At 61.7% G+C, this 16,133-nt stretch carries 10 protein-coding genes, 1 tRNA gene and 1 riboswitch; of the genes, 5 read left to right on the top strand and 6 right to left on the bottom strand.

Going from position 1 to position 16,133, the window contains the following annotated elements; all coding sequences use genetic code 11:
* Positions 1-52: 52 nt before the first annotated feature.
* Positions 53-1,714 (top strand): gamma-glutamyltransferase, encoded by a 1,662-nt coding sequence (ggt, locus tag AC24GY_RS20765; RefSeq protein ID WP_487686758.1) that lies wholly within the window; start codon positions 53-55, stop codon positions 1,712-1,714.
* A 191-nt stretch (positions 1,715-1,905) separates the two neighbouring features.
* Here ggt and AC24GY_RS20760 read toward each other — a convergent pair whose 3' ends face one another.
* The 6 genes from AC24GY_RS20760 to AC24GY_RS20735 all read right to left on the bottom strand — a co-directional run bounded on the left by AC24GY_RS20760 (position 1,906) and on the right by AC24GY_RS20735 (position 12,166).
* Positions 1,906-3,153 (bottom strand): sigma-54-dependent transcriptional regulator, encoded by a 1,248-nt coding sequence (locus tag AC24GY_RS20760; protein WP_487686757.1) that lies wholly within the window; start codon positions 3,151-3,153, stop codon positions 1,906-1,908.
* Positions 3,150-4,247 (bottom strand): sensor histidine kinase, encoded by a 1,098-nt coding sequence (locus tag AC24GY_RS20755; protein WP_487686756.1) that lies wholly within the window; start codon positions 4,245-4,247, stop codon positions 3,150-3,152. The genes AC24GY_RS20760 and AC24GY_RS20755 overlap by 4 nt, the downstream gene beginning before the upstream one ends.
* A gap of 3 nt (positions 4,248-4,250) precedes the next feature.
* The gene (locus AC24GY_RS20750) at positions 4,251-5,729 is read right to left on the bottom strand and encodes a sulfatase (protein WP_487686755.1); all 1,479 of its coding nucleotides are present in this window, start codon (positions 5,727-5,729) and stop codon (positions 4,251-4,253) included.
* Between the two features lie 67 nt (positions 5,730-5,796).
* A complete protein-coding gene (locus tag AC24GY_RS20745) occupies positions 5,797-8,952 on the bottom strand; it encodes a WD40 repeat domain-containing protein (RefSeq protein WP_487686754.1) in 3,156 nt (1,051 codons plus the stop codon).
* Between the two features lie 149 nt (positions 8,953-9,101).
* The gene (locus AC24GY_RS20740) at positions 9,102-10,871 is read right to left on the bottom strand and encodes a polyprenyl synthetase family protein (protein ID WP_487686753.1); all 1,770 of its coding nucleotides are present in this window, start codon (positions 10,869-10,871) and stop codon (positions 9,102-9,104) included.
* Positions 10,872-11,035: 164 nt separating this feature from the next.
* The gene (locus AC24GY_RS20735) at positions 11,036-12,166 is read right to left on the bottom strand and encodes a tetratricopeptide repeat protein (protein WP_487686752.1); all 1,131 of its coding nucleotides are present in this window, start codon (positions 12,164-12,166) and stop codon (positions 11,036-11,038) included.
* A 226-nt stretch (positions 12,167-12,392) separates the two neighbouring features.
* Positions 12,393-12,562, top strand: a riboswitch (cyclic di-AMP (ydaO/yuaA leader).
* A gap of 349 nt (positions 12,563-12,911) precedes the next feature.
* Here AC24GY_RS20735 and AC24GY_RS20730 point away from each other — a divergent pair.
* The 4 genes from AC24GY_RS20730 (at position 12,912) to AC24GY_RS20715 (ending at position 15,976) form a co-directional block, all read left to right on the top strand.
* Positions 12,912-13,430 carry a PH domain-containing protein gene (locus AC24GY_RS20730; RefSeq protein WP_422315336.1) on the top strand — a complete coding sequence of 173 codons (519 nt, stop codon included), beginning with the start codon at positions 12,912-12,914 and terminating at the stop codon, positions 13,428-13,430.
* A 41-nt stretch (positions 13,431-13,471) separates the two neighbouring features.
* Positions 13,472-15,265 carry an SPFH domain-containing protein gene (locus tag AC24GY_RS20725; protein ID WP_487686751.1) on the top strand — a complete coding sequence of 598 codons (1,794 nt, stop codon included), beginning with the start codon at positions 13,472-13,474 and terminating at the stop codon, positions 15,263-15,265.
* Between the two features lie 119 nt (positions 15,266-15,384).
* Positions 15,385-15,840, top strand: coding sequence for a hypothetical protein (locus tag AC24GY_RS20720; protein WP_422322017.1), 456 nt, complete (start codon positions 15,385-15,387; stop codon positions 15,838-15,840).
* A gap of 62 nt (positions 15,841-15,902) precedes the next feature.
* Positions 15,903-15,976, top strand: a tRNA-Gly gene (locus tag AC24GY_RS20715).
* Positions 15,977-16,133: the final 157 nt, after the last annotated feature.

The raw sequence follows: 16,133 nt of genomic DNA, 5'->3' as shown, positions 1-16,133 counted from the left end.
TGGGGTGCCTTTTTGATTCGACGCATCCACTGCGGCGACTAGCATTGGCGGTATGAAAGTACTGGCCGCTCTTGTCCTGCTCGCCCAACCGGCACTGTTTGCCGCAGATGCAGCCTTCCCGAAACACGCCATCGCGACCGTGCATCCGCTGGCGACTGAGGCGGGCCAGCAGGCGTTTGAAAAGGGTGGGAATGCCATTGATGCGGCCATTGCGGCGGGACTGACGCTGGGCGTGGTGGACGGGCACAACTCCGGCATTGGTGGTGGCTGCTTCTTTGTCATTCATGCGGCAGATGGCACGGTGACGTGCATTGATGGCCGTGAAATGGCGCCGGCCAAGGCAAGCCGCGACATGTATGTGATCAACGGCAAACTGGATGATGAAGCCAGCAAGACTGGGGCGCTGGCCTCCGGAGTGCCGGGATATTTGAAAGCCTGTGCTGCTGCGCAAGCGAAGCATGGAAAGCTCAAGCTGGCCGATGTGCTGCTGCCAGCCGCCGACATTGCGGAAAAGGGGTTCGAGATTGATGCGGTGTATGCGCGCAAGCTGGCGGCGACGGCGGCCAAACTCGCGAAGTTTCCATCCTCCGCCGCCATCTTCCTCAAGGATGGCAAGCCGCTGGAGAAAGGTCAGCGGCTGGTCCAAAGCGACCTCGCAAAAACTTACCGGTCTGTGGCGGCAGACGGGATCGAATGGTTCTATGGCGGTGAATTTGCGCAAAAGACTGGCGAATGGATGGTGGCCCATGGCGGCATCATGACGGCGCAGGATTTTGCCGGCTATCAAGCGCCTGAGCGGGCGGCGATCAGCTCGAAGTATCGTGGCTACGAACTGATCACGATGCCGCCGCCGAGTTCGGGCGGGGTGCATGTGGCGCAGATCCTCAATATTTTGGAGCATTTCCCCATCCGCCACTTCCGGGCGAGCAGCCGGATTCATGTGATCACGGAAGCGATGAAGCTGGCGTTTGCGGATCGTGCCTACTGGCTGGGGGATCCGGATTTTGCGCCGGTGCCGAAGGGCCTGGTGGATCCAGCTTATGCGGCGGAACTGGCGAAGAAGATTGATCTGGATCACGCCACCGCTGTTTCAGGGCACAACATGCCGCCGCATTGGGAGGGGGACGTTTTCGGCAAGCACACCACGTTTCTCTGCACTGCTGATGCCGAGGGCAACTGGGTGGCGCTGAATCAAACGATCAACACCGGCTTTGGCAGCAAGGTGGTGATTCCGGGGACGGGGGTGCTGCTCAATGATGAGATGGATGACTTTGCGGTGCAGCCGGGCATTCCGAATGCCTTCAAGCTGGTGGGGGCGGAGGCGAATGCGGTGGCTCCGGGGAAGAGGCCGCTTTCGAGCATGAGTCCCACGATTGTGCTCAAGGATGGCAAGCCGGTGATCGTGACCGGAGCGGCGGGTGGACCCACCATCATCACGCAGGCGCTGCTGCTGCTGACGCACATCATTGATGACGGGATGCTGCCAGCAGAAGCGCTGGCGGAGCCGAGATTTCACCATCAGTGGAATCCGGACGAGCTGAAGATTGAGAAGGCTTTTGGCGAGGGCACGCTCACGCGAGTGAAAGCGCTGGGGCATAAGCTGGCGGAGTCCGAGGGGTTTGGGGCGTGCCAAGCTATCTATTTTGACCGCGACAAGAAGCTCTTTTTTCCTGCAAATGATCCGCGAGTGCCGGGGAAGGCGGATGGGAAGTGAATGAAGAGGAGGCTGCATCCCAAGCAGGCGAAGGCGGCCTGTAGTCCCCTCACCCCGACCCTCTCCCCGAAGTAAAAATTTGCTGTCAGCGTGTGTCAGGGGCGGGGGGAGGGAGAACCGCTTTGGCGGTCTTGGAATTATCGGACAAGCACAATTTAAGCTCACTCGTCCAAACCGAGAGGCCGGAGCTTTTACTCTTCGCGGAGTTTCCGGCGCAGGGTGGCGCGATTCATTTTCATGGCGGTGGCGAGGCGGGTGGGCTTGCCGTCGAAGCGCTTGAGCAGGGTGTCGAGCATGGCGGCCTCCACCGTTTCGAGAAGGTCGTCATACGCGGGCATCATTTCATCGGTGCCGGTGGTCTTTTGATCCAGCCAGGCGGAGATGGCACGTTTCATCGTTTCTTCGAGGTGATTGGATTCCTCGGTCTTGACGATGCTGGCAGGCAGATGATGGGGTAAAATGGTGCCGCCGCTGCAGACGGCGGCGGCGTGCGCCATGGCGGCTTTCAGTTCGCGCACATTGCCAGACCAGGTGTGGGCTTTGAGTGCAGCAAGAGCCTCAGCGGAGAGCACCTGCCCGCCGAGAAAGGAGACTGCCAAAGCGGGGATGTCCGAAGTGCGCTCGCGCAACGGGGGGAGGAGGACCTGAAGGACAGCGAGCGCGTAGAACAAGTCTTCACGCAGGTGAGGCGCGGCCTCCTGACTGGATGCGCTGAAGAGGCGCGCCTTGAGCATGCCAGAGCTGAGGCGATGCATGAGCGCCGCCTGGAGGGGCTTTGACCACGCGCTGATTTCATCGAGAAAAAGGACGCCGTCACCTGCCTTGGCGATGGCTTCATCCAACGCGGCTTCGGCACGATCTTCGGACCACTCATCGGCGCGGAATATGATCAGCGGTTTTTCAGAGCGAGCACTGTGGCGATGAATGACCTGGGCGGCGAGACTCTTGCCGCTGCCGGGGGGACCTTGCAGGAGGACGGGCGCATCGTTGCCGCTGGCCTGAGCGATGACGGCGAACGCACGCTGCATGGGCTCGCTGTTGCCGATCATGGTGGTGTCTGCACGCTGCTCGGTTTTCGCTGGTGCGAAGACTTCGCGGATGGCCCGCTGGATGTCGGCCAGATTGAGCGGCTTGAGGAAATACTCGCGAGCGCCGAGACGCTTTGCCTCTAGAGCGGTGTCCAGCGTGCCGTGGGCGGTGATGATCATCACCGGGGGTGGCTGTGGGAGAGACTGGATTTTCTCCAGGACCTTCAGGCCGCTCATGTCCGGCAGGCCGACATCGAGGATGATGAGGGCGAAGGATTGCGCCGCGAGCTTGTCGATCCCGCCCTGCCCTGAAGCGGCCACGACGGGGGTGGCCTCGAAGCGGCGTACCACGGTGGAGAGTGCTGCGGCGAGGGCGTATTCGTCTTCGATGATGAGGATGGAGGGAGTCATGCGGGAAGCAAGGGGAGCAGCACGATGATCACCGCTCCGCCCTTGGGGTCATTTTGCAATTTTAAGGTGCCGCCGTGTGCGGTGATGATGCTGGAGACGATGTTTAAGCCGACGCCCATGCCGCCTTCTTTTTCGGTGAAGAAGAGCTCGGTGCCTTGAGCCAGCGCGAGTTCGGAAAAGCCGGCGCCGGAGTCGGCGAAGCGAAGCTCAAACCATGGGCCGGCGGGGTGGCCGCTCACCATGAGTTTGCCACCGCGAGGCATGGCCTGAATGGCATTGATCATGAGGTTTCGTACGGCCTGGGCGAGGCGCTGGGCATCGCCCATGATCCAGATGGGAGAGGGCAGATTGATCTCTACCTCAACGCCGGCATGGCGGGCCTGAGCCTCGATGTTTCTGGCAACGCCGCGAATGCAGTCGGTGAGATCGAGCTTTGTGAGTTTGGGTGGCAGAGGATTCGCGAGGTGGAGCCACTGGTTCACGAGACCGGCGATGACTTCGGATTCGTTTTCGATGAGCCTGACGGCCTGGGCATCTTCCTCATTCTGTGGCGACATCAACTGCGCGTGAAGCTGAATGGAGGCGAGCGGGTTTTTGATGTCGTGGGCGAGGCTGGTGGCCACGCGGCCAAGCATGGCGAGGCGCTCGGACTGGGCGCGCTTGAGGCGCTCGCGGACGAGGAGCCAGCCCATGAGGCCGGAGATGAGCCAGAAGGCGATGAAGGCATTGAGTGTGGCGGGATCGCGCAGAGACAGTGATGACACCACGGGAGTGCGGGTGAAGATCATGTCGTTCTTTTCATCCAGCCGAATGGTGAGGCGGTCTTCGGTGTTGGCGGGAGCTGTGCCTGCCGGGCGAAACTCGATCTGCATGCCGAGCAGTTGTTCCAGATCCTGCGCGAGTTTGCCGCTGCGTGGGAGATTCATGCGCCGCACAAATTCGGCATCGGCCTGGGCCAGGGCTTGGAAGAGGTGCTTGGACTCTTCGCGCTCGCGCTGACGCAGCCACGCGAGGAGCAGCAGAGATCCCGCGATGATGAAGGCGAGAAAGCCGAGGCCGAGGGTGAGGCGGAGCTTGTGGGGAGAGGCTGACACTGCCTACGGTTCCGGCAGAGGAGCGCTTTTATCAATCGGCTTGTCTTCCCAGATGGCTTCACCTGTGGTGGGATCGTAGGTGAGGACGCGGCTCTTGCTGCCGGGGACGGGGGCTTTGTCGATCTTGGGCAGCCACTTGGCGAGTTCGGTTTTTTTGGCGGTGTGCTGGGGGGCCTTGGCGAGATTGTTCCACTCGTTGGGATCGTTCTTCATGTCGTAGAGTTCTTCGCTGCCGTCGGCATAGCGGATGTAGCGCCAGTCCTGGGTGCGGATGGTGTGATTGCCCTGATTGTGGGTGGTGATGGCGGGCCACTCACGGGGTGCGCTGGCGTCTTGAAACTGGGGCATGAGGCTGTGGCCTTCGAGGTCGGGGCGGGCGGGCAGTTTGGCGAGGGCGAGGAGGGATGGGAAGATGTCGAGGAGTTCGACGGGGCTGGTGCAAACCTGACCGGGCTTGATGCCGGGGCCGGCGAAGATGAGGGGGACGCGGGTGCTGCGCTCCCAGAGGGTGTTTTTGCCGGTAATGAGTTTTTCGCCGAGATGCCAGCCATGATCGCCCCAGAGGACGATGATGGTGTTGTCCAAGCGGCCGGTGGCTTCGAGCTGGGTCATGAGGCGGCCGACCTGGCTGTCCATGAAGCTGACGCAGGCGAGGTAGGCGCGGACTAGGGGACGCCATTCGTTGAATTTGCGCAGGGTGCTGAGGCGTGGCTCGGGGAGCTTCCAGTGGAGGAAATCGGCGAACTTGGGGAGGTCAGCGCGGTCGTCTTCTTTGACCGGCGGCATCTGGAGAGTGGCGTCTGGATAGAGATCAAACCACTTCTGCGAGGCGAAGCAGGGGACGTGAGGGAGGCGGAAACCGGCGGCGATGAAGAAGGGTTTGTCGGCAGGAGCGCGCTTCAGGGCATCGATGGCGGAGTCGGCGATTTTCCAGTCCGCGTTGTCTTCGTCTTTCTCAGGGAAGACGCCCCAATCCATGGCGAGATGGCGGTCCGGGCCGGGGAGATTGGCGATGGGCGTCTTCGGTTTGGGCATGGGGCCGCGATTGCCCCATTCGTTGAACTCGGCTTTTTGATCGCCGCCGCGCATGGAGCCGTCGTGGTAGATCTTGCCGCTGTTGAAGGTGAAGTAACCGGCTTGGGTGAAGGTCTGCGGGAGCGTCACATGGTGCTTGGTTTGCTCCACTTCGCGGATGCCGGGGGCGAGGCCGTAGATGCCGGTGCTGGAGGGACGGAGGCCGGTGAGGAGCGAACTGCGCGAGGGATTGCACAAGGGGGCCTGGCAGTGGGCGCTGGCGAAGAGGGTGCCGCGCTTGGCGAGGGCGTCGATGGCAGGGGTCTTCACCTGCGGATGTCCGCCGAGGCAGCCGATCCAGTCGTTTTGATCATCAATGGCGATGAAGAGGACGTTGGGGCGCGAGTCGGCGGCGTGGACAACTGAAAGGGGGAGCAGAAACGCGGTACAGAGACGAAGCAACTTCATGGTCGGCTTCAAACGAAGCTCGACCGATGGAAATAGCAGTGAAAAAGGCGGACAAAAAATCTCCTCTTCACTTTCCGGCCGCCCGCTCCTCCGCCTGCTTCGCCAGACGCTTGTCCCCCTGCTCCCACAAGCTCGCCGCCGCACGAGACCATAGCGTGTCATTTTCTGGCATGATGTGTACGCCGTGCTCACGCATAAAGGCCATGCTTTGGGGCAGTGAAGGGGGAATGTCATCCGGGGACATGAAGGCCGTTTCGCGCAGCAGGGCACCGGCCAGCAGGATGTGGGCCAGAGGGGTGCCTGGGTCATAGCGCAGGGCCGAGGCCAGGGCTTCCATCGAGGCCGAGTTCGGTGTGCGAAGCTGCTCCTGCGCATTCCAGTCATCCGCATCGCGCTCACGCTCTGCCAACTGGCCACGGGTGAAGCGCGAAGCCGGCGAGAGCGGGCGTTCGTAGGCCGGCAGGGCCAGCCAGAGAGCCAGCTTTGACCACTCACCTTCTTTCGGCACTTCCGCCAGCACCGCCGTGAGGCGGTGCTCTGGAGACATCTCGCGCAGCTCCCCGTTCGGCCCCGGCTCCAGGCCGGCGACCGCATAGGCACGGGCGAGCACCCATTCAGGCACCGGCACCAGTGGAGCAGCAGGGGGCGGCAGGTGCCACAGGCGTGCCACGTCATCGATGCTCGTGGTTACGATGCATCGGCCATCCGGACTGAAGCAGGCATTTGGCGTGAAGTCCGAGTTTCCCTCAAAATCCTCATGCGGGCCCAGCTCCGCGTGGTGCAGCGGCTCGCCCAGCATGAGGCCCGTCGCAGCATCCCACACACGCGCCTTCTCATCATCGCTCGTCGTCACAATGAGCGTGCCGTCCGGGCTGAATTCTGCGCCCCCCAGATGCCGGTCATGCAGCATCGGCACGCCCAGGGGCCGGCCCGAGGCCACGTCCCAAACCTGCGCAGCGTTGTCCCCGCCCACCGTCACCAAGCGCTTACTATCCGGGCTGAATGCCACACTTTGCACCTTCGTTGCAAGCAGCAGCGGCAGCTCCAGCGGCTTGCCAGTGGCCGCATCCCACAGCTTCGCTTTGTCATCCTCGCTCCGCGTCACGATGAGGGTGCCATCCGGGCTGAAATGCGCCTGCGTCACCTCCGCCTCATGCGTCAGCGCAGACACATCCAGCCGTTTGCAGGTGGCCACATCCCACAGCCGCGCCGTGCCATCCGCACCTGCCGTCAAAATGCGCCTGCCATCCTGGCTGAACTCCGCACTCAGTACAGCCACACTCAGCCCATCCGCCCCGCCCAGCGCCTTAGCATCCACCGGTGTACTGCCCGCCGCCTTATCATCCTCATGCCGCATCGGCACGCCCAGCAACTTCCCGTTCGCCACGTCCCACAGCTGCGCGCCATCCTCCAGAGTCGCAGTCAGCACGTGCGAGCCATCTGGGCTGAAGTGCGCACATAACACCATCCCTGCGTGGCGCAGGGGCTCCGTCACCGGCAGGCCCGTGGCCGCATCCCACACACGCGCGGTGCTGTCCGTGCTCGCCGTCAGCACACGCCGGCCATCGGCACTGAATTCCACGCACGACACCCTGCGATTCTCATGCCGCATCGGCACTCCGACCGGCCTGCCTGTCGTCATGTCCCACACCTGCGCCGTATCATCATCACTCCCCGTCACCAGGCGTTTTCCATCCGGGCTGAAGGCTGCCGTCAAAACTGCATCCGCATGCCGCAGGGGCTCCTCCAACGGCAGATCCGTCGGCGCGTCCCAGAGCAGCGCTGTGCCATCGGCACAGGCTGTCAGCAGGCAGCGGCCATCCGGGCTGAATTCTGCGCTAAAAACCGTCTCGGAATGCCGCAGTGGCACGCCCAGCCGCCTGCCGCTGGCCACCTCCCACACCTGCACCCTGTGCGACACGTCGATGGTGACCAAGCGCGTCCCATCGTGGCTGAAGCCCACGTTCTCCACCAGCGCCGCATGACGCAGCGGCGCCCCCAGTTGCTCGCCGGTCGTCGCGCTCCACAAAATCACCTCCTCATCCTCCCCCATCGTCATCACGCAGGTGCCGTCCGGGCTGTATTCCGCGCTGCGCACCCGCGTGGCGACGTCCCACATCTGCGCGGCCTCGCCATAGGTCGTCGTCAGCACCTGCGCGCCATCCGGACTCAAGTGCGCCACCGTGACCACCAGCGGCAGGAGCAAAGGTTTGCCGAGGGGTTTGCCCGTGGCGGCATCCCACACCTGCACCGTCTTGTCCTCGCCCGCCGTCACCACGCGCGAGCCGTCCCGGCTGAATTCCGCACTGTTCACCGTGCCCGCATGGACCAGCGGCGAACCGAGCGGGTGCTGCGTGGCTGCATCCCACACCTGCGCCGAGGTGCCGCTCTGGCCCACACTCACGAAGCGCGCACCATCCGCGCTGAATTGCACAGAGTGCACGCCGTCATCCTGCATCATCGGCTCCCCGATCTGCCGGCCCGTCATTACATCCCACAGCCGCACCGCATTCACAGAACCATTTCCATCCACCGTCAGGATGCGTTTGCCATCCGGGCTGAATTTTGCCGCGTGAAGCGTGCCCGATAGCACCACTGGCACGCCCACCCCTTCGCCCGATTTCGCATCCCACACCCTCACTGACTTGTCTTCACACCATGTCAAAAAGCGCGAGCCATCCGTGCAAAAACTCCCCTTCCACACTGTCCCCGCATGGTGCAGCACCTTGCGGGGCCAGCCCTGATTTTCCGCTGCGTGCAGCGAAAGCGTCGCATGCAGACGCGTCGCGGCCTGGGGGTTTTCCGGCCACCATTGCAGCGCCCGCGCCAGCAGTGCCAGGCCCTCCGGCCAGTTGCTGTCAGTCTCCATGCGCTGAACTGCCAGCGCATGGTCCGCGCGGCTCGCCTCATGCAGCCGCTCCGTCTGCGCCGCCAGTTCCAGCGCCTGCGCGTCCAGCTTCTTCGCCTGCACCCGCATGCGCTGCTCCTGCTCCACCACCTGCCCCATCAGCGCCCCGACCTTGAGCGATTCCTTCTTCGCGTCCTCCATCAGATTCACCCCGCCCGCCTGAGCATGCCCCAGCCGCACCCTTGTTTCCTCCAAGGCCCGCGCCGCCTCCCTGCGCGCCCGTTCCGCCCGCCAGCCCAAGCCAAGTGCAAGCACCACCACCCCGGCAGCTGACCAGAGCACCCAGCGATCCCTAGAAATACGCAGACGATTCATACGACTCCAAAAAAGCGCCCGAAGGCAGATTCAGCAACCCACCTAATGGAGCAAACGAAGTGCGCCGTGACAAGCCCGCCATGCGATAATGTCCGGGCCGAAGGCCGAGGATGGAGGGATCAAGATGTCCCCCTCCTGACGGGTATGCACTAAGCCCCGACCTGGGGCACCAGATGTTCGGCGGCTTTGGCGGCTTCGGCGCGGAGCTCGGGATTGAGATTTTTCTGCTCGAATTCACGGCACCAGCCTTTGATCTCAAGCTCGTTGAAGATCTTGCCGATGACGCGGCGGAGGAGGCCTTTGAGATTGGGGAGTTCGACTTCCTGCAGGGAGCGGATGGCGGCTTCCTTGTAGCTTTCGAGGAGGGTCATGGCCTTCTCGTGGGCACCGCTGTCGAGGGCCCAATCGCGGATGGTGGCGTTGTCGGGCTTGGTTTTGGCGACGCCGTTCCAGAGGGCTTCCATCTGGTCTTTGACTTCGCCTTTGCCTTTCTCACGCAGGAGGGAAAGGACGATGCTGGGGCGCATGTTCCATTCGTTGTCGGCGGCGGAGTCTTCGCCGAGATCGTCGAGGTCATCGCGGATCTGGTAGGCGATGCCGAGGTTCTCGCTGTAGGTGTGGAGCACGTCGGCGCATTCATCGAGCTGGCCGGCGAGAGCGGCACCGACCTTGAGGGCGACTTCAAAGGCGGGGGCGGTTTTGCTGCGGAAGATCTCAAGCACCTGGGTGCTGCTGAGAGCGACGGGATGGCGTGTCCAGAGGAGTTCGGCTCCCTGACCGATGCAGAGCTCACGCTGACCTTCGGCGGCGACGAGGATGGCGGCGCTGCGGATGTGCGCGGCGGCGTCATTATCGGCGAGGAGGCGGTAGCCTTCACCGATGAGGAGGTCGCCGATGTTGAGGGCCACGGGGATGCCGTGCTCGGTGTGCAGGGTGGTTTCGCCGTAGCGTTCGGCGTCGCCGTCCTCGATGTCGTCGTGAACGAGGGAGGCTTTGTGGAAGATTTCGACGGCGATAGCGGCTTTCTTGACGGTGTCAGAGATGGGGCCTTCGGGGTCTTCGCGCAGGGCCTGGTAGGCGGCGACGGTGAGGAAAGGACGCCAGCGTTTGCCGGCACGTGCGAGCCACTCGCGGGCGATGTCGTCGCTGTGGCCACGGGAGGGGCCCATGAGTGCATTGAGCGACTCGATGGTGAACCAGGTTTTTACCTCGTCATGCAGCGCATTGAGATTGAGGCGGCGGGTTTTGTCGTCGCTGGTGAGGTGGATGTAATCCCAGACCCAGTCGATATCGACGAGGGTGTCGATGCAGTCATCCTGAAGGAGGGGGACGGCGACGGCTGGAATGGCGGCGGCTTCGATGTAGGGGAAGGTGCGCTCAAGGACGGGCAGGCAGGAAATGCCGACAATGGCTTCGATCTTGCCGGTCTGGATGAGAGACATCACGATGGCGCTGCCTTCGGCGACGAGGACGGCGTAGCCGAGCTTTTCCGCTTCGTTTTGGAAATCCTGAATGGAGCAGAGGCCGCACTGCTTGCAGAGAAGGCCGAACTCATCAAAGGGGGCCGGGCATTTGCTTTCCACACGGAGGCACTTCGGCATCAGCAGCAGACGCTTTTCAAACGGCACGGTGGCGAGGGATTCGCGCCAGGTTTCGTTGGCGAGGAGGACGCCGACGTAGTCGCGATGGATTTTGTCGATGGCGTGGATGGCAACGATTTTATCCGTGTGCTCCTGCAGATCAGCCAAAGGCACGGGGGGGACGAGTTTCTGCTCCTCGGCATAGGCGCGAACCCAGCCCAGAATCTGATCACGATCCTGCTTGGTCTGCGGGATGTTTTTCTTCGGCTGGCGAATACGGCGGTTCAGACCGGGAATAGGCGGCGGAAGGGCGGCAGAACGGACGACGGCAGCGGACATGAGATAAAGGGGAAAGTGGCAGAATGCCGGATGAAAAGAGTGGGCGGTTTAACCGTGTAACAGGGGCTTAGTCTTGCAGATATTGCGCTAATGTGTGCGAATCTTGCGCTGCGAGAGGATACGGACTGGCTGCAGAAGTCGTTTAGCAGCGGCAAAAACCAACCTCAAACCACTGTGCCACGACCGCCTTTGGGCGTATTTTTCTTGGGCTTGGTCTCGGGAAGGCCTTCGTCCTGGAGAATGGTGTCCTGAGGGAGGGGCTCCGCACCTTCTTCGCCTTTGGGGTCGGGCTCGGCAAAAGGGGTGGCCTTTTGGTAGAGCTTGAGGCGGGTGTCGAACTCCTCCTGCAGTTTTTTACGATCTTCGTCGGGCAGGTCTTTGTCTTCCTTGAGCAGGGCGATGCAGCGCTTCTGCCAGAGCTCGGCTTCTTTGAATTCACCGTTGCGGGCGAGAGCAGCAGCCATGGTGTCGATCATTTCATAAGGCTGCTCATCGCTCTGAACGACTTCGGCCACGAGCTTCAAGGCACGCCGGGCGAGCAGAACGGCGCTTTCGCCATTGTGCAGATTGTCCTCCGGGCAGGTGGCCAGGAACCAGGCGAGATTGTTGGAAGCCCAAGGGTCTTCGGAGCGTGCGGCACGGCGATACCAGGCTCCGGCACGGCGGTAATCCACAGGGAGGCCCTGACCGGTGTAGTAGAGATTGGCCAGGCGAGTCATGGCGGGAACGAAGTCCTGCTGGGCGGCTTTGAGGTACCAAAGCGCTGCCTTGGCTGAGCTTTTGTCAATGCCGTCGCCGCGTTCGAGCTTTGAAGCATAGGCGGTCTGCGAAGGGGGATTTCCCTGATCGGCGGCTTTTTTGAACCACTCCGCCGCTTTGACCACGTCTTTCTTCACGCCTTTGCCTTCCTCATACATGGCGGCCAGACTGTGCTGTGAGAGGGCAAAGCCAAGTTCAGCGGAGCTGCGGTACCACTCCGCTGCTTTGGCGAGATCCTTTTTCACACCGACACCGTCTTCATAGAGAGTGCCCAGAACATGCTGCGCGCGCAGGTGCTTCTGCTTCGCGGCCTTCTCGACGGACTTCACGCCTTCTTCGAGATTTTTCTTCAAGCCTTCACCCGTGAGCATGCGCAGTCCCAGCTCGAACTGAGCGTCGGCATCACCGCGATCGGCCCAGTCTCGCAGATCCTTTTCATCGATGCGCTGTGCCTGCTGCGCCGTGAGAGTGGAAGCAGCAAACAGCAAAGCAACGAGGAGGCCGGCAAGGAGGGGGGATGAGGACGCATGCTTCATGGAGCGAAATTACGTCTGGCGGGGGCCGTCTCAACCATCAAAATGCAGGTGCTCGGTAAATTGGCGGCCCATCCCCGCGATGAGCGGCAGGCTAGACGGCCGCAAAATACCGCTCAAGGCGACGGCTCTTCACCTGGCAAAGGTGAAAAACTGCCACCCATGTCAAGCCCATACATGCAGTTTATGTTGGGCCGCCGTTTTGACAAAATGCCTACCTCATGCGTCAATGGGGTTGCAGCCGAAGCTGCCATTCCTTCCAGAATGGTGGCGCGGGGGACCCAAAAACCCTGAGTCGAAAGACGCAGGGCGGGGCGAAGGAAGGTGGGCAACCACCGACCAGTCCACTTCCAAGGACCAGTCCGACAGCTAACCTCGCAGGCGACATTGGAAGGGCGATCCTATGCCCGTCGCGAGTGCGCCGGGACCATGGTCTCCCCAGAACCACCGCACCCGCGAGTGGACGGGAAACCGTCCGCACACCGGGGGCCTTCGAGACCCATACCCATGAACTGCCAAGAGAACCAAAGACCCGTCACTGAGGGCTTGGTCAATCAATCTGCCCGGGGCGCGCCGCCACCGACCTTTCCACCCCTGAGCTGGATCCACGTTATCCGCCAGCCGGACCGAGAAATACAAGACCTGGATGCAGAGCAAGCGCTGAGCGCTGCTGACCAAGAAAGCGCCCTGCTCCGCCACGCCGAATAACCCACCTGCTGAAACTCCATTTCCAAAATCTGAAATCATCATGACTCATCACCATTTCAAAGCCCCCTGGGGCCGCACTTTGCTCATCATTTCCATTCTCACGACGTTCGTGATGCTTGGGATTGCCATCACGCTCAGCCTCGGCCGGCAAACACCGGGATTCATCAGCCTGCCTGCACTGCCCACACGTGCGCTGTCAGCCGTCGTTGTGCTGCTCATTCCTCTTGGAGCACTGCCGTTCATCATTCGCGGCTATGTCATCACCAAGGACGGCATCCTCATCAAACGCCTGTGGTGGAACACCGTGCTGCCATTTGAGGAAATGAGTTCTGTCGAAGTGGAACCGCTCGCGCTGTGCCACAGCTTGCGCACGTGTGGCAATGGCGGCCTGTATTCTTTCACCGGCTACTACTGGAACAGGCAGCTTGGGCACTTCCGCGCCTACGTCACAGATCTGAACCGCACCGTCATCGTGCGCATGAAGAACCGCACGGCGGTGCTCTCCCCTGACGATCCCGAGGCTTTTGCCCGTGCCGTCACCACCCGCCTCCATGCCTGAACCCGTTTGAACTCCTGAACCCTGATTTTTTTATCTCCATCATGAACTCCATTCTCTTATTTGCTTACGAGCACTGGCTCATCACGCTCTCAGTCGTCGGCGTGGTCATTCTGTACTTTGTCTCCTGCGTTTACATTCCGGAGAGCAAAGTCGGCGTGGTCATCAAACGCTTTGCCTTCAAAAACCTGCCTCCCGGTGAGATCATCGCCCTCCATGGTGAAGCAGGTTACCAGGCCGACACGCTGGCCCCGGGACTGCACTTTGGTTTCTGGATCGTGCAGTACCACATCGAGAAAGTGCCCATGGTCAGAGTCCCGCAAGGGGAGCTGGCATTGATCGTCGCGAAAACCGGCGCCGCCATTCCACCCGGCCGCATCCTGGCACGCACGGTGGATTGTGACCACTTCCAGGATGCCCGCGCCTTTCTCAAACACGGCGGTGAAAAAGGCCGACAGCTGGGTGTCATCACCGCGGGTTCGTATCGCATCAATCCTGCGCTCTTCACCGTCATCACGTCCGAAAATGCCCAGCAGCACGGGCTTGAACCGCAGCTGCTGCGCATCCGCCACGTGGATCCCGATCTCGTCGGCATTGTCACGACGCTGGATGGCATGCCCATTGAGCAAACCGAAATCGCTGGAGCCATTGTGGCCGGCCACGACAACTTTCAGAATGCGCAGGCCTTCCTGAATGCCGGCGGCCATCGAGGCCTGCAAGAGCAGGTGCTTCTCAGCGGCCAGTGGAACATCAATCCGTGGTTCGCGCAGATCGAGCAGGTGCCCATGTTTGAGATTCCGATCGGCCACGTCGGTGTCGTGATCTCTTATGTCGGCAAGGCGCACCTCGACATCAGCGGACCCGAGTTCAAGCACGGCGACCTCGTGGACGTGGGCCACAAAGGTGTCTGGGGCAAACCGCTGCTCCCGGGCAAACATCCCGTGAACACACGCATCATGCGGGTGGAACTGGTGCCGACCACCAACATCGTGCTGAACTGGGCCACGCGCACGGAGGCGCACCACTTTGATGCGAAGCTCAGCAGCATCACCGTGCGCTCGCGTGACGGCTTCGCCTTCAACCTCGATGTTTCGCAGATCATCCACATTGGTGCGAACGAAGCCCCCAAGGTGATCAGCCGCGCGGGATCGCTGCAAAACCTCATCGACCACGTGCTGCAGCCCATCGTTGGCAACTACTTCCGCAACTCCGCACAGGACTACACCGTGCTGGACTTCCTGAGCGCCCGCAGCCAGCGCCAGGGCGAGGCCGCCAGCCACATCGAAACCGCGCTGCGCGAATACGACGTGGAAGGGATCGATACGCTGATCGGCGACATCACGCCGCCCGAATCGCTGATGAAAACGCAGACGGACCGCAAGCTGGCGGAAGAGAGCCGCAAAACCTATGAGATGCAGGAAGCTGCCGAGAAGCAGCGCCAGCAGCTCGTGCGCCAGACCTCGCTGGCCGACATCCAAAACCAGGTGGTGAGCGCCGAGCAAGGGGTCAACATTGCCGAACTCCACGCCACGGCTGCCGTGAAGAAAAGCGAAGGTGAAGCCGCCTCCACCCGGCTGCGTGCCAGCGGTGAAGCGGAAGCCATCCGCGCCACGGGCCAAGCCAAGGCCGATGCCTATCAAGCAGGCGTGACCGCCCTTGGTTCCGATGTGTACGGCATGCTTCAGGCCTTCCAAATCATCGCCGACAAAAGCCTCCGCGTCGTTCCCGACGTGCTGGTGAACAGCGGGCCGAACAGCAGCGGCATCCTCGACGCGCTCATGGCCATGCTCACCAAGCAACGTGCATCCCTGCCCATCTCCACACGTGAAACGGCTTGAGAGGCAGCAGCGGCGCCAGTTGGCGCTCTGAAAAAACAGCGGGCTGCGGATTCATTTCCGCGGCCCGTTTTGACGTTCCTGCGTTCGCTTTTAGTTTCAACTATGGTATGAGGAAGCGCATGAAAGCACTTCCGCACATTGCTCTGCTCGCCTGCTTCAGTGTTCTTTTTCTTGTCGGCTGCGACGCCAACTTGAACGCCATTCCCGGCCCGCCGTTTGCCTATGATGACTTTGGCACAGAGTCGATGGCCAGCGACCTGCTCGGCCCCAAGGGCAAGGACACCCAGGTGATTGCGCGGTTTGGCTCCCCGAGTTCAGCTCCTCCGGCCGGTGGCCCTGATGTGCGTTATGTGGGTGTGGGGCAGGCCATGAACCACCTGCGCCACAGTGTGCGCAAGCTGGACAAAACACCGGAAAATCAGGCGCTGTACCAGCGCCTCGCGACCACCTACCGCCGCTTGTACCGGATATATTCCTCGAAGCGAGACGCGTTTATGGCCGTCCCCTCCGCCAGTTATGGCCGAGGCGGCATGAACCGGGCGCTCATGATGCCCCCGATGCCGCCGACAATCTGAGCGGAGCGCATTTGACAATGCCACCGCTGCCAGCCACAATCCTGCCCTGACTCCAGTGAGTCGCGGGTGTAGCTCAATGGTAGAGCAGGTGCTTCCCAAGCATCATACGTCAGTTCGATTCTGATCACCCGCTCCACCGAGCATCAAGGCGGCGCTTAAAAGAGAGTCATCAGAACCTCGCCGCATGATTTGCCAGCCGACGGTGAATCTGATTTTCGCCGGGGCGGCTGGAGTTTCGGAATGAAGAAGGCTTGCTGTGAAAATGAGCAGGCCGGTGGCGTGTGGCAGATGAA

The sequence above is a fragment of the Prosthecobacter sp. Pr1 genome (genome assembly GCF_057652315.1).
This window is presented reverse-complemented; position numbering and strand designations above follow the sequence as displayed.